11 protein-coding genes are annotated in these 13,660 nt (G+C 67.4%); 1 reads left to right on the top strand and 10 read right to left on the bottom strand.

Going from position 1 to position 13,660, the window contains the following annotated elements; translation table 11 throughout:
• Positions 1 to 8: 8 nt before the first annotated feature.
• Positions 9 to 1,127 (bottom strand): NAD(P)H-dependent amine dehydrogenase family protein, encoded by a 1,119-nt coding sequence (locus AC5Y3P_RS14165; protein ID WP_500046542.1) that lies wholly within the window; start codon positions 1,125 to 1,127, stop codon positions 9 to 11.
• Between the two features lie 103 nt (positions 1,128 to 1,230).
• On the opposite strand from AC5Y3P_RS14165, the gene AC5Y3P_RS14160 reads away from it, so the two are divergent.
• Complete coding sequence (locus AC5Y3P_RS14160) at positions 1,231 to 1,977, top strand: glucose 1-dehydrogenase (RefSeq protein ID WP_500046541.1); 747 nt, start codon at positions 1,231 to 1,233, stop codon at positions 1,975 to 1,977.
• 100 nt (positions 1,978 to 2,077) lie between these two features.
• On the opposite strand, the gene AC5Y3P_RS14155 is transcribed toward AC5Y3P_RS14160, so the two are convergent.
• The 9 genes from AC5Y3P_RS14155 to AC5Y3P_RS14115 form a co-directional block, all read right to left on the bottom strand.
• Complete coding sequence (locus AC5Y3P_RS14155; protein WP_500046540.1) at positions 2,078 to 3,502, bottom strand: aldehyde dehydrogenase family protein; 1,425 nt, start codon at positions 3,500 to 3,502, stop codon at positions 2,078 to 2,080.
• Positions 3,503 to 3,540: 38 nt separating this feature from the next.
• The gene (locus tag AC5Y3P_RS14150; RefSeq protein WP_500046539.1) at positions 3,541 to 5,256 is read right to left on the bottom strand and encodes a thiamine pyrophosphate-binding protein; all 1,716 of its coding nucleotides are present in this window, start codon (positions 5,254 to 5,256) and stop codon (positions 3,541 to 3,543) included.
• 74 nt (positions 5,257 to 5,330) lie between these two features.
• Positions 5,331 to 6,365 (bottom strand): acyl-CoA dehydrogenase family protein, encoded by a 1,035-nt coding sequence (locus AC5Y3P_RS14145; protein WP_500046538.1) that lies wholly within the window; start codon positions 6,363 to 6,365, stop codon positions 5,331 to 5,333.
• Complete coding sequence (locus tag AC5Y3P_RS14140) at positions 6,362 to 7,540, bottom strand: acyl-CoA dehydrogenase family protein (protein WP_500046537.1); 1,179 nt, start codon at positions 7,538 to 7,540, stop codon at positions 6,362 to 6,364. The genes AC5Y3P_RS14145 and AC5Y3P_RS14140 overlap by 4 nt, the downstream gene beginning before the upstream one ends.
• Positions 7,537 to 8,469 carry an acyl-CoA dehydrogenase family protein gene (locus AC5Y3P_RS14135; protein WP_500046649.1) on the bottom strand — a complete coding sequence of 311 codons (933 nt, stop codon included), beginning with the start codon at positions 8,467 to 8,469 and terminating at the stop codon, positions 7,537 to 7,539. The genes AC5Y3P_RS14140 and AC5Y3P_RS14135 overlap by 4 nt, the downstream gene beginning before the upstream one ends.
• 5 nt (positions 8,470 to 8,474) lie before the next feature.
• Positions 8,475 to 9,653, bottom strand: coding sequence for an acyl-CoA dehydrogenase family protein (locus AC5Y3P_RS14130; protein WP_500046536.1), 1,179 nt, complete (start codon positions 9,651 to 9,653; stop codon positions 8,475 to 8,477).
• Positions 9,654 to 9,661: 8 nt separating this feature from the next.
• Positions 9,662 to 10,852, bottom strand: coding sequence for a CaiB/BaiF CoA transferase family protein (locus tag AC5Y3P_RS14125; RefSeq protein WP_500046535.1), 1,191 nt, complete (start codon positions 10,850 to 10,852; stop codon positions 9,662 to 9,664).
• The gene (locus AC5Y3P_RS14120; RefSeq protein ID WP_500046534.1) at positions 10,845 to 11,783 is read right to left on the bottom strand and encodes an SDR family NAD(P)-dependent oxidoreductase; all 939 of its coding nucleotides are present in this window, start codon (positions 11,781 to 11,783) and stop codon (positions 10,845 to 10,847) included. Before AC5Y3P_RS14120 ends, AC5Y3P_RS14125 begins: the two co-directional genes overlap by 8 nt.
• Positions 11,776 to 13,629 (bottom strand): flavin-containing monooxygenase, encoded by a 1,854-nt coding sequence (locus AC5Y3P_RS14115; RefSeq protein WP_500046533.1) that lies wholly within the window; start codon positions 13,627 to 13,629, stop codon positions 11,776 to 11,778. Before AC5Y3P_RS14115 ends, AC5Y3P_RS14120 begins: the two co-directional genes overlap by 8 nt.
• Positions 13,630 to 13,660 lie beyond the last annotated feature (31 nt).

Raw genomic sequence — 13,660 nt, 5'->3', positions numbered from 1 at the left:
AACGCAGTTTACAACGCGGCTGGTGACCCCGAACTGTCGAGAAGTTGCCCGGCGCTGGGCCGGTAGACACCGTTGCCGGTGACCAACGGCAGGTCCAAGGGGGTGCGAATCCCCGGCGGCGCGGCGACGACATCGGGGATGGCGTTCACGATGCGGCCGGCCCCGATCAGGATCGCGGCGTAGTTGTGGTCACCGCGACTGCTGGTGGGGCAGATGTCGACGGCATAGGAAGGCTCTCCGGTGATCTCGACGCGGTAGGACCCACCCGGCTGCGCGGGCTGAGCCCAGTCCGGCCGCAGATCCGGGCGCACCCGGGTGACATGCTCGACCACCACGGCCGCTCTGCCGTCCACCACGCCGGTGATCTGGAACCGCATGGCCGCCACCGTGCCCTTGGCGATCACACCGGTGGCGACCTCGATGTCTTCCGGTGCCGGTTCCAGTTCGTAGTGCTCGGTGATCTCGTCGATCTCGATGCCCAACCCCGCGGCGAGCATGCGGATCGCGGTGCCCCAGGCCGCGGTGAGCACGCCGGGCAGGAACAACAGACCGGGTTGGTCCACCGGGTTGCCGAAACCCATCACCACCGACATCACCTCGGTGCCGTCGTAACTGGCGTAGTCGGCGATCTCCATGGTGCGGATCTGCTCGATGCGCTGACAGGTGCCGGCGAGTGCGAACGGCACCAGATCAGTGCTGAACCCCGGGTCCACCCCGGTGATGAAGACGCTCGAATTACCCTGCCGAGCAGCGTCTTCGACGCGCTGGATGGCCTTGTCCGGCAGCACACCCCAGGGGAACTGCAGACCACCGGGCGCGGACCCGACCACGTTGATGCCGGCCGCCAGCGCAGCGCTGACGTCTGCGGTGGCCTGCACCGGCCGGGTGTCGCCCATCGCGCAGTACACCAGGCAGTCGGGTTTGGCGGCCAGGATCGCGTCCAGGCCCTTGGTGGCGGTGACGCCGGTTTCGGCGGCCAACCCGGCGAACACCGCCGCGTCGGTACCGACCTTTTCGTCGGTCGAGGTGCCGACGGCGACCAACTCGAACCGCGGATCTTCGATCAGTTGAACCAGCGCCAAACTGCCGCAGTTGCCGGTCCCGAAGAGCGCGACACGAATGGTCATACTTGCCTCCCTGGCGTCGTGGTCTGCAGAAGTATGCGCGGTGCAGGACGAAATGGGAACAGGTTCTTGTTCTTTCGTTCCGATCCGGTTAGCGTCACGCCCCATGGGACGAGTGACCGGCAAGGTGGTTGTGATCAGCGGCGGCGCACGGGGTATGGGCGCCGGCTTTGCCCGCGCACTGGTGGCCGAGGGCGCCCAGGTGGTGATCGGCGACATCCTCGACGACGCCGGCCACGCGCTGGCCACCGAGCTCGGTGAGGCGGCCCGCTATGTGCACCTCGATGTCACCCAACCCGATCAGTGGGAGGCCGCAGTGGCCACCGCAGTCGAATCCTTCGGCGGCTTGACCGGTCTGGTGAACAACGCCGGAATCGTGGCGCTGGGCAAGATCGGTAGCTTCGACATGACCCAGTGGCAGCAGGTGATCGACGTCAACCTGACCGGCACCTTCCTGGGCATGCAGGCCGTGGTGGGTCAGATGAAGGCCGCCAAGAGCGGGTCGATCATCAACATCTCGTCCATCGAAGGCCTGCGCGGCGCGCCCATGGTGCACCCGTACGTGGCCTCGAAGTGGGCGGTCCGCGGGCTGGCCAAGTCCGCGGCACTCGAGTTGGGACACCACAACATTCGGGTGAACTCAATACATCCCGGGTTCATCAAGACACCGATGACCGAGCACTTTCCGGACGACATGGTGACCGCACCGCTGGGCCGGCCCGGCCAGCCCGAGGAGGTGGCGTCGTTCGTGGTGTTCCTGATCAGCGACGAGTCGTCGTTCAGCACCGGCGCGGAGTTCGTGGTGGACGGCGGCCTGGTCACCGACGTCAACCACAAGGACAACATCTTTTAGCCCACCCCGGCATTCAGATAGAGCCGAGGTAGGGCTGCACTCGCACAACCGCTACCTGGGCGCTATCTCGATGATGGGACTGAACGAGCGGCTGGGAACCCTAGGCGGCGCCGTGTCCCAGCACGGCCTTGGTCTCCAGGAAGTCCTCGAACCCGAGGAAGCCCCACTCCCGGCCGTTACCGCTGCGCTTGTAGCCGCCGAACGGTGCGTTCAGGTCGAAGCCGTGGTTGATCGCCACCGAACCGGCCCGGATCCGGCGGGCCAGCGCACGCGCCTGTTCCTGATCGGCACCTGAAACATAGCCGGCCAGACCATATTCGGTGTCGTTGGCGATCTCGATGGCCTGATCCAGGTCGTCGTAACCGAGGATGCACAGCACCGGCCCGAAGATCTCCTCGCGGGCGATCTTCATCTCGTTGCGGACATCGGCGAACACCGTGGGCTTGACGTAGTAGCCGGTGTCCAGACCGTCCGGACGCCCAGTGCCACCGGCGACGACGGTTGCGCCCTCGTCGATGCCGGACTGGATCAGACCCTGGATCTTCTCGAACTGCACCCCCGAGGCCACCGGACCGATGGCCTTCTTGTCTTCCAGGTCGCCGACCGTCACGCCGTCGATCACCGCCTTGGCCACCGCGGCGGCTTCAGCCATCCGTGAGCTGGGCACCAGCATGCGCGACGGCGCGTTGCAGCTCTGCCCGCTGTTGGACATCATCACCGCCACCCCCGCGGTCACGCTCTCGGCGAACTTGTCGTCGTCGAGCACGATGTTCGGGCTCTTGCCGCCGAGTTCCTGGGTAACCCGCTTGACCGTCGGTGCGGCGGTGCGGGCCACCTCGATGCCGGCCCGGGTGGAACCGGTGAACGACACCATGTCGATGTCGGGATGGCCGGACAGCGCGCTGCCCACTCCCGGCCCGTCACCGAACACCATGTTGTACACGCCGTGCGGAACCCCTGCGGCGTCGATGATTTCGGTGAACACCTGTCCCGAATACGGCGCCACCTCCGAGGGCTTGAGAACCATGGTGCAACCGGTGGCCAGCGCCGGGAACACCTTGCAGGCGATCTGGTTGATCGGCCAGTTCCACGGCGTGATCAGACCGCACACCCCGATCGGCTCCTTGACCACCCGGGTCTCGCCGTGCTGCTCCTCGAAGGAGAAGTTCTTCAGCGTGTCGATCGCGGTGTTCAGGTGGCCCAGCCCGAGGAACACCTGGGTGCCGCCGGCCAGCGCCGGCGGGGCACCCATCTCTTCGTGCACCGCGTCACCGAGATCGGCCGAGCGCTTCTGGTACTCGGCGAGGATGGCCTGCAGCACGTCCAGGCGTTCCTCGCGGCTGGTCTGCGACCAGGTGGCGAACGCCTTGCGGGCAGCCTGCACGGCCTTGTCGACGTCGGCGGCCGACCCCAGCGCGATCCGGCCGGCGACCTGCTCGGTGGTCGGGTTGTCGACGTCCAGGGTCTTCAGCTCGACCGGGTCGACCCACTGGCCGTCGATGTAGAACTTCAAATATTCACGCATGCGCTTGCCTTTTCTGTTGACCGATCCGGTGACCTGTCCTACTGGGTACCTTCTGCATACCAGGTGCGGAACCGGTCGTACTTGGGCATCTCCTCGGAGTTGGCCGTCGGGTCGATGCAGACGTGCACGACCGCGGTCTTTCCGCTGGCGAAGGCCCGCCCGATCGCCGGCCCGATCTCGTCTTCCTTCTCGACGTATTCGCCGTGGCAGCCGAAGCCCTCGGCGATCTTGTCCATCCGGACGTCCTTGCTCCAGTGCACGCCGGGCTGCGGCGAGGGCTGCTCGAACGTGCGCTTGTACACGCCCACTTCCAGACCCCACTGGTGGTCCACGCCCACCACGCACACCAGCGGCAGTCCCTCGCGCGCCGCGGTCTCGAGCTCGGCGATGTGGAACAGGAACGCCGAGTCACTGGTCAGTAGCATCACCGGACGCTTACGGCCCTCGGCCACCGAGGCGCCCACCGCGTACGGCAGGCCGGTGCCCAGGTGTCCGAAGTTCTGGTTCCAGATCACGTCGCGCGGCTTGGCCTGCGAGTAGGTCCACTGGAAGATCACGGTGGCGCCGCCGTCGCGCACCAGGATGCCGTCCTTGGCGTACTCGTTGAACGCCTTGGTGGACTCCACCACGTAGCGGGCCGGGTGCACCGGCGTGCGTCCGCTCGGGGCCTCCTCGGCGACCCGGGCCAGCTCGGCCGCGTCGGCCTTGATCAGGGCATCCAGGTTCGGGGCGGGCTGGCGCGGGGTGTCACGCAGCGCGTCGACCAGCTGGGGCACCACCCCGCGCAGATCACCGACCAGAGCCACGTCCATCGGCCGGTTCACCCCGATCGCGGTCGGATCCTGCTCGACGTAGATCCACTTGCGGGTGGCGTTACCGTCAGCCCAGTGCTGGGTGCGGCCGTAGTGCATGGGCTCACCGAGCTCGGTGCCCAACGCCACGCACAGATCGGAGCCCTCGACGGCCTCGTTGGCGGCCGGCGAGAACAGGTACGGGAAGGTGCGGTCCTGAAGGCCCGGGATGTACGACGTGCCGCCGGAGGTCTGGATCACCGGGCAGGCCATCAGCTCGGCCAGCTCCTTGACCTGCTGCTGGGTCCGGGAGGTGTGCACGCCGTGACCGACCAGCAGGATCGGGCTCTTGGCGTTGCGGATCAGCTCGACGGCCTCGGTCACCTCACGGCCGCCGGCGCCCTGGTTCACCAGCCGGTAGGCCGACGGCGGCGGCGCGGCGTCGACGTCGAGCTCTTCGAGGATCACGTGCGACGGGAACTCGATGTAGGCCGGGCCCGGCGTGCCCGACATCGCCTTGCGCAGCGCCTCGTGCACGATCTCGTCGGTCTGGTCGGCGTACTCGATCGACGAGCTGTACTTCACCGACGGCGCGAACAGACCCTCCTGCTGCACGAACTGGATCCGGCCGCGCCGCACCCGGCGCTCGGTGATCCGCGCGCGCTGACCACCCAGGAAGATCACCGGTGAGTTCTCCACCAGCGCGCACATCATCGCGCCGGCGATGTTGGCCACGCCCGGGCCCAGCGTGCCGATGCACAGCCCGGGCTTGCCGGTCATCCGGGAGGCGGCTTCGGCCATGAACCCGGCGGACAGCTCGTGGTGCGGCGCGACCACCGACCAGCCGCGGGCCTCGGCCTCCTGGAACATGTGCACGAAGTTCGGGTCCGGGATGCCGAACAGCGTGTTGATGCCCTCGGCCTCGAACAGGTCGAGGATGCGCTTGTATACGGGTACGCCCATGTCTGATGACTCCTTGATTTCTGGCTGGTCGTTGGTCGGCTCGAGTTGTTGGTTGGTCTGGCGTGGTGGTCGGGTCAGGTGGTTCGGTAGCGGGCCGCGAGGCGTTGTCGGTGTGCGGTCGGCGAACCGAACCAGGAACGGTTGAACGCCGCGCGTTTCAGGTAGACGTGGATTCCGCTTTCCCAGGTGTAGCCGATACCGCCGTGCAATTGCATTGCCTTGCCAGCGATCTCGACAGCCGCGGCGGTGACGTGCGCCTTGGCCATCGACGCCGCGACGCTGATCTGCTCGGCGGGCGCCGGCTCGACGAGCGCCGCCACCGCGGTGTCGACCAGTTGGCGCGACACCGCGATCGCCACCGACATGTCGGCGCAGGCGTGTTTGACCGCCTGGAAGGAACCGATCGGGCGGCCGAACTGTTCGCGGACTTTCACATACGACACCGTCGCGGCCAACATCGCCTCGGCCACACCGAGGCTGTCGCAGGCGATCGCCACCGCAGCTCGGTCGGCCAGGGTGGCCGCGGCTGCCCGCGGATCGCCGAGGAACGCCAGGATCGCCGAATCCGGTACCGGCACAGCATCTGCCAGCACGGTGGCCACCTGCCGGGACTCGTCGAGTACCGGTTGGGTCGTGACACTCAGACCGGCAGTGTCGACCAGCACCGGGGTGTGCTCGACGCCCTCGGCGACGATCAACAACCGGTCGGCGCCTACCGCGTCGGGCACGAACTGGGCGCTACCGGTCAGGTGGCCGTCTTCGATCCGGAAGCCATCCAGCACCAGCGCCGCACGCTGCTCTCCGGCGGCCAGCGCACTGAGCAGCTGATCCCGAATCGGGTTGGGCGCCAACGCTTCGAGCGCGCCGGTGGCCAGCACCGCGCCCAGGTAGCCGGTACTGGCGGCGGCCTTGCCGATCTCCTGGCACACGATCGCGGTCTCGGCGAAGGTGGCACCGGCACCGCCGTGTTCCTCGCCGATCTCCAAGCCGGTCCAGCCGGCGTCGGCGAGCACCGACCACTCCACCGCGCCGTCCTTGGCCAGCACGTCGCCGGCCACCGAACGCAGCTCTTCGTGAAACTCGGCGAATTCCGAGCTCTTGCCGGTCATGCGTTGCTCGGTTCTCGGGGCAGCCCCAGGCCGCGTTCGCCGATGATGGTGCGCTGAATCTCGCTCGCGCCACCGGGAATGGTCCACTCCCAGGAGCCGATGAAGTCCAGCATCCAGGCACCGGACTCCCAGCCGCTGGACATCGGTTTGGCCAGTTCGGTGTGCACGGCCAGACCACCGATCTCGGTGGCGAAGTCGGTCATCCGCTGCAGCAGTTCGCTGTAGTACAGCTTGACGATCGACGCATCAGCCGGGCCCGCCGTGCCGACTTCATTGGCTTGCACCAGATCTCGGCACATCCCGCGCAGCGCGGTGAGTTCGATCTCGAAACCCGCCAGCCGATCTGCGACGATCGAGTCCTGCAACGGGGCCGACTGCACCAGCCAGGAGAAGCCGGCATTACCCAACCGTTCGGCCAGCTCCAGCATGGTCATACCGCGTTCGGCGCCCAGCGTGGCTTGCGCCACCTGCCAACCGGCGTTCTGGGCACCCACCAGGTTTGCCGCCGGGATCTGCACGTCGTTGAGGAAGATCTCGCAGAAGTGCGAGTCACCGATCGCGTTGCGGATCGGTCGCACGTCGATCCCCGGCGTCGTCATGTCCAGCAGGAAATAGGAAATGCCCTTGCGTTTGGGCGCATCCGGGTCGGTGCGGGCCAACAGCAGGCACCAGTCGGCGTGCGCACCGCCGCTGGCCCAGAGCTTCTGCCCGTTGACCACGAAGTGCGCCTGATCACCGTCGCCGACCTTGCGGGCCGTGGTGCGCAGACCGGCCAGATCGGAGCCGGCTTCCGGTTCGGAGAAGCCCTGCACCCAGATCTCGCCGTCCAGGATGGCCGGCAGGTGGCGGCGCCGCTGTTCCTCGGTGCCGGCCACCAGCAGGGTGGACGCGGCGTGGTGGATCCCGACGAAGGCCAACACCAGTCGGGGCGCGTCGTGCGCGGCCAGCTCTTGATAGAGCACCACCTGCTCGGGGACCGACATCCCGCCACCCCACTCGGCCGGCCAGTGCGGAACCGCGTAACCCGCGCTGTGCAGCTCGGCGAACCACCATTTCTGGAATGCCACGAAATCGGCTTCACTGACCCCGGTTTGGCGGGCACGCCAATCCGACGGGATGTGTTCACGACACCAGCCGCGCACCTCGGCGCGGAACTCCTCGAGGTTGTCGGTCATGCGGTATCGGCCTGACTGAACGGTCCGGTCAGGCCGCGCCGACCGACGGTGCGGGTCAACCGATCCCGGGTGGCGGACAGCCCGAACGGCAGTCGGCGCAACGGCAGGCTGAACCGCGACAGCCAGGACAAGGTCGTCTCGTCGCAGAACCCGACCGCGCCGTGCAACTGGTGGCAGACCCGGAATACCACCTCGGCGGCTTCCAGTGCGGCCAGCCGCAACGAAAGCGCGTCGTCGATGACCTCTGGGCGGTTGGTGGCGATGCTCCACAGCGCGTACTTGGCCAGGATGTCCACCCCGCTGCGTTCCACCTCGGCGTCGGTGAGCTGGAACTGCACGCCCTGGAATGAGGACAGCGTCTGCCCGAACTGCTTGCGCAGGCTGACGTGCGCAATGGTGAGCTCGAGGGCGCGGTCCAGCATGCCGAGCAGCGTCCAGATCGGCAGCACCAGCGCCAGCGCCAGGTCGCCCTGTCCGTCGGCGTCGAGGGCGCTCAACTCCAGTTCGGTGGCGAACGCGGTACCGGTCGCACCGCGGCCGGTCACCGTACTGCGGTTGCCGTCCAGTGTGACTGCAGCCCAGCGGGTTTCCAGCCCGGCCAGGGCCGCTGTCGGCCGGTTGTCGGCGACCACCACCAGACCGTCGACGTCCAGGTCGGTCGGTGCGGCCAACCGTTCGGCCACCGGGTAGGGCAGCGCCCAATAGCCGGCGCTGCGGCTCAGCGCCGCCGCGGCTTCCAGTCCGTCGGCGTCGTTGCGCGGATCGAGCTCCCAGGCGCCCAGTTCGGCCAGCACCGGTCCGGCCAGCGTCTCGCGCAGTTCCGGTTTGGCCTCAGCCTGCTGCACCAGCTGGTCACCGCCGGCCGATTCGAACGCGCGAAGTGCCTGGCGGCCATACTCTTTGGCGTCCGCACCGAGGTCGAGAATCATGTCGCTCACTTGGTCCCCGATCCAGCTTGGGCCAACAGGGCACGGGACAGCAGGATGCGCTGCATCTCGACACTGCCCGACGAGACGGTGGAGGCCTGCGAGTAGCGCCAGTGGTCCTCGACCTCACCGAGGAACCAGGCCGCGCGCGGATCATCCGGGCGCACCTCGGCCGCGATGTCGGTCAGCACTTCGGCGCTGTCCTGGTCCAGCTTGGTCACCGCGATCCGGTATGCGGCGGCGTCTCCAGGTTTGATCTGTCCGCTGTTTTGCAGTTCCACCACCCGGTAGGCCAACAGTCGGGCCCGCCGGCAGTGCGTGAGCATCCGGATCCAACGGGCACGCAACTCGTCGGGCAGTTGCTCCCAGCGGTCTCCGAGGACTTCGGGTGCGGCCGCCAAAAGCCGTTCGCAGCGGGCGTATCGGGCGATGCCGACCCGCTCGAAGGACATCACGTCCTGCACGATCGACCAACCGTCGTCGACATTGCCCAGCACGTCGGCGCGGGTCACCCGCAGGTTGTCGAAGAACACCTCATTGAGGTGGTGCGGACCCATCATGGTGCGGATCGGCCGCACGGTGATCGCCGGATCGTCCATCGGAACCAGAAAGATGGTCAGACCCTGCTGCTTCTTGGCCACCCCGCCTTCGCCCACCTTGGTGGTGCGAGCCAGCAGGAAACACCACTGCGCCATGGTGGCGTAGGAGGTCCAGATCTTCTGTCCACTGACCAGCCAGCCGTCACCGTCCGGACGCGCGAAGGTGCGCAGCGACGCCAGGTCCGAACCGGCCTCCGGTTCGGAAAAACCTTGGCACCAGATGACTTCACCGTTCGCGATCGGCGGCAGGTGCTCGCGCTGTTGGGCTTCGGTGCCGTGCCGCATGATGATCGGCCCGACCCAGTTCACGCCCATGTACTGGGCGCCGCGCGGTTCGTGGTGCGCCCACATTTCCTCGCGGACCACGGTCTGCTCCCACACCGACGCGTCGCCACCACCGAACTCGGCGGGCCAGGCCAGGCACAGCAGGTTGCGCTCGGCCAGCGTCCGGCAGAAGCTCTGGGCGATCTCCAGGTCAGCCGGATCGTCGGTGAAAGCGCCCAGATAATGCTCGGGCACTTGCTCTTTCACCAGTGTCCGCAAGTCGTTGCGCAGCTCGTCGGCGCGCTGGCCCATCTCGAATTGCACGCTCTCCCCTATCCCGATCCCAGTGCGGGTTCGGCTCCGGTTTGGTCTCGTCCCGGCTCGGTCAGGCCGACCTCGGCCAACACGTCGGCGGTGTCGGCGCCGAGCTCGGGCGCGTAGCCGCGCACCTGGCCTGGTGTCCGGGAGAACCAGGTCGGCACACCGGGAAAGCGCACCGGGCCGTGCGGGGACTGCACGGTCTCGAACAACCCGACGGCGTTCAGGTGTGGGTCGTCGAACAATGCGTCCGGGGTGTGGATCGGTGCCGCCGGGATCTCGAGTTCCCGGAACAGGGTCAGCCATTCGTCGGTGGTGCGCTCGCGCAGCGTCTCGGCCAGCAATCCGTACACGGTGTCGATCTGGCGGGCGCGCCGTTCCAGCGTGGCGTACAGCTCACTGTTCCACGCCGGTTTGACCGCGTCGACGAAGGCGTTCCAGTGCTTGTCGTTGTAGATCAGCGCCGCGATCTGACCGTCCTTGGTGGCGTACGGCCGCCGGTTCGGGGCGACCGTGCGCGGATACACCGCGGGTCCCAGCGGCGGATCGAACATCGCGCCGTTGGCGTGTTCGACCAACATGAACGAGGCCATGGTCTCGAACATCGACACCTCGACCTCTTGTCCCTCACCGGTTCTGGCCCGGTGGAACAGCGCCATCATGGTGGCGTACAGCGCGGTCAGACCGGCCACCTTGTCGGCCATGATGGTGCCGACGTAGCTGCTCTCACCGGTGAGTTGCTGCTGCACCGCCGGTAATCCGCACTCGGCCTGGATGGTGTCGTCGTAGGCCGGCCGGTCGGCTTCCGGGCCGCGGCGGCTGTAGCCGTAGCAGTTGGTGTAGACGATGTCGGGTTTGACGGCGGCGACGTCGTCGTAGCCGAAACCGAGTTTGGCGATCGCCTTGGAACGCATCGAGTGGATGAATACGTCGGCGCTCTCGATCAGCGACCGCAGCGCGGACTTGCCTTCGTCTGAGCGCAGATCCAGTACCGCGCTGCGCTTTCCGCGGTTGACGTTGACGAACACCCCGCTCATCCCGGGGGCCGGGCCGACCGAGATGAAGCGAGTGTTGTCACCGGCGGGCGGTTCGATCTTGATCACGTCGGCGCCCATGTCCGCCATGATCTGCGTGCAGTACGGGCCCATCACCATCGCGGTCAGGTCGACGACCCGGATATCGTGCAGTGGCCCTTCCTTACCCATGGGTCGCTCCTTGTTCGCTCCGGGCGCGCGCGGCCATACCGAAGCTGTACTTGATGTGCTCGGCATGCCCGTCCGGGACCACCGGGAACACCACCGGCGGTTCGGCCGCGCGTATCTGCTCGATCCGCGCGCCGACGTCGTCGATGGTCCACGCCGGCTGGTACACCCCGGCGGTTTCGGCGAGGTAGGCCCGCGCCACCCGGCCGGCCAGCGCGATCAGGACTTCGCCGGTGACCGAACAGCTTTCATGGCACAGCCAGCCGACTGCGGGTGCCACCAGTTCGGCACCCATCGGCGGGTAGGCCGAGGTGTCGATGCCCTCGGCCATCCGGGTCACCGCGGCCGGCACGATCACGTTGGAGCGGACGTTTGCCGCCGCGCCCTCCAGCGCTGCGACGTTGGACAACCCCAGGATGCCGGACTTGGCCGCGGCGTAGTTGGCCACCTCGTGGTTGCCGTAGAGCCCGCCGATCGAGGAGGTCAGCACGATCCGGCCGTAACCGGCCTCGACCATCCGCGCGAACGCCGGCTGCAGCACGTGGAATCCGCCGCGCAGGTGCACGTCGAGCACGGCGTCGAAGTCCGCCGCGCTCATCTGGGCCAACGGTGCGCGCCGCACGTTGCCGGCGTTGTGCACCAGCACGTCGATCCGGCCGAAGTGCTCGACCGCGGTGTCGATGATCGCGCGGCCGCCGGCCGCGGTGGCCACGCTGTCGGTGCTGACCACCGCTTGTCCACCGGCGGCGGTGATTTCGGCGACCACGTCGGCGGCCGGGCCGCCGTCGGCGCCGTCCCCGCTCAGCGCGCCGCCGACGTCGTTGACGACGACGCGCGCGCCGCGGGCGGCCAGCAGCAGCGCGTACTCACGGCCCAGGCCGCGTCCGGCCCCGGTGACGACGGCCACCCGGCCGTCGAACCGAAGCTCAGTCATCTGTGCTCAACACCAAACCGTCCAGGTCGCCGGCCGCCCGCCAGGCCGCGAGCAGATCCCCGAACGCGTAGAAGCCCGGGCCGTAAGGTTCGCCGAGGTGCGAGCGGATGCCCTCGCCCCCGCCGCCGCCTTCGTTGTTGTAGTAGCCCGGGGTGCACTCGGCGTCGAACGCCGAGTTGTCGATCATGTTGTCCTTGATCGTCTGAATCCACTGTGCCTGAGCCTCTTCGGTGGGCTCGACGGTGGTGGCACCCCGGTTGAGGGCCTCGGCGATGATGTAGGCGATGTGCTCACCCTGCAGGTCGTAGTTGCTCGAGATGTTCGCCGAGATACCCACCTGGGTGAAGCCGGTGAAGAACTGGTTCGGGAAGCCCACGCTGGTCATACCGTGCAACGTCTTGTAGCCGTCGGCCCAGTGGTCATAGAGCGACACCCCGTCGCGGCCGGTGATCGCCTCGATGGCGTAGCGGCGGCTGATCTCGGTGGTGATCTCGAAGCCGCTGGCGAAGATGATGCAGTCGACCTGGTATTCCTTGCCGCCGGCGACGAAGCCCTTCTCGGTGATCCGCTCTACACCCTTGGACTCCGATACGTCGACCAGCGTGACGTTGTCCCGGTTGAAGGTGTCCAGGTAGTCGTCGTTGGAACACGGCCGCTTGCACAGGAATCGGTAGTACGGCTTGAGCTTCTCGGCGGTCTCGGGATCGTCGACCAGCTCTTCGATGCGGCGGCGCAGCCGCTCCATGATCTTGTAGTCCTCTTCCTCGCGGATCCCGACGAACTGCTCGGGGGTCATCGAGGCCGGGTCCGGCAGGGCCAACACCCGCGCGGCGGTGTTGCGTCCCAGCTCGGTCCAGAAGTCGCACACCAGGTCCGGTTGGCCCAGCGCCATGCCTTCGAAGGTCCAGGCGTGGAAGTTGCGCTGCCGCTCCTTTTGCCAGCCGGGCTGCAGCGACTTGACCCATTCCGGGTCGGTGGGCTGGTTGTTGCGCTCGTCGACGGTCGACGGCGTGCGCTGGACGACGAACAGGTGCCCGGCGTCTCGGCCCAGGTGCGGCACCAACTGCACCCCGGTGGCCCCGGTCCCGATCAGCGCGACCTTCTTGTCGGCCAGCTTGTCCATGCCGCCGGTCGAGTCACCGCCGGTGTAGTCGTAGTCCCAGCGCGACGAATGGAACATGTGTCCCTTGAAGTCGCCGATGCCCGGGATGCCCGGCAGCTTGGGCCGGTTGAACGGACCGGAGCCCAGGACCACGAACCGGGCCCGGATGTCGTCGCCGCGATTGGTGCTGACCCGCCACCGCTTGATGGACTCGTCCCACTTCAGGTCGCGGACCTGGGTGGAGAAGATGGCGCCGTCGTACAGCCCGTAGTGCTTGCCGATGTTGCGGCAGTGCTGGTAGATCTCGGCGCCGTCGGCGAACTTCTTGCTGGGCATGAAGTCCAGCTCTTCCAACAGCGGGATGTAGCAGTAGGACTCGTTGTCGCACTGGATGCCCGGGTAGCGGTTCCAGTACCATACGCCGCCGAAGTCGCCGCCCTGCTCGATGATCCGGACGTCGTCGACACCTGCGCGCTTGAGATGCGCGCCGGCCAGCAGGCCGGCGAACCCACCGCCGAGCACCGCCACGTCGGTGTCTATGTCGATGACATCGCGTTCGACGAACGGCGTGTGCGGATCCTCCTCGGCGAAACCGGCGAACTGGTTCGAGGTTTCGATGTACTGCTTGGAGCCCTCCACGCGCAGGCGCTTGGTCCGCTCGTGGGCGTACTTCTCGCGCAGCGCGGCGATGTCGATGTCCTGCGGTACCTCGGTGGGCCCGCAGGCGGTGGTCTCGGCGGTCATGCGTCTCCTTCTTCGGTGATTTCGGTGCGTT

Source organism: Mycobacterium sp. NGS45, from assembly GCF_059812645.1.
Note: the sequence above shows the minus strand (reverse complement) of the source record. Positions and strands in the feature narration are given on the sequence as shown.

What these genes read in the sequence shown, in the direction of transcription:
- AC5Y3P_RS14165 (WP_500046542.1), bottom strand. Translation starts at nt 1,127, where the DNA reads ATGACCATTCGTGTCGCGCTCTTCGGGACCGGCAACTGCGGCAGTTTG.
- AC5Y3P_RS14160 (WP_500046541.1), top strand. Translation starts at nt 1,231, where the DNA reads ATGGGACGAGTGACCGGCAAGGTGGTTGTGATCAGCGGCGGCGCACGG.
- AC5Y3P_RS14155 (WP_500046540.1), bottom strand. Translation starts at nt 3,502, where the DNA reads ATGCGTGAATATTTGAAGTTCTACATCGACGGCCAGTGGGTCGACCCG.
- AC5Y3P_RS14150 (WP_500046539.1), bottom strand. Translation starts at nt 5,256, where the DNA reads ATGGGCGTACCCGTATACAAGCGCATCCTCGACCTGTTCGAGGCCGAG.
- AC5Y3P_RS14145 (WP_500046538.1), bottom strand. Translation starts at nt 6,365, where the DNA reads ATGACCGGCAAGAGCTCGGAATTCGCCGAGTTTCACGAAGAGCTGCGT.
- AC5Y3P_RS14140 (WP_500046537.1), bottom strand. Translation starts at nt 7,540, where the DNA reads ATGACCGACAACCTCGAGGAGTTCCGCGCCGAGGTGCGCGGCTGGTGT.
- AC5Y3P_RS14135 (WP_500046649.1), bottom strand. Translation starts at nt 8,469, where the DNA reads ATGATTCTCGACCTCGGTGCGGACGCCAAAGAGTATGGCCGCCAGGCA.
- AC5Y3P_RS14125 (WP_500046535.1), bottom strand. Translation starts at nt 10,852, where the DNA reads ATGGGTAAGGAAGGGCCACTGCACGATATCCGGGTCGTCGACCTGACC.
- AC5Y3P_RS14120 (WP_500046534.1), bottom strand. Translation starts at nt 11,783, where the DNA reads ATGACTGAGCTTCGGTTCGACGGCCGGGTGGCCGTCGTCACCGGGGCC.
- AC5Y3P_RS14115 (WP_500046533.1), bottom strand. Translation starts at nt 13,629, where the DNA reads ATGACCGCCGAGACCACCGCCTGCGGGCCCACCGAGGTACCGCAGGAC.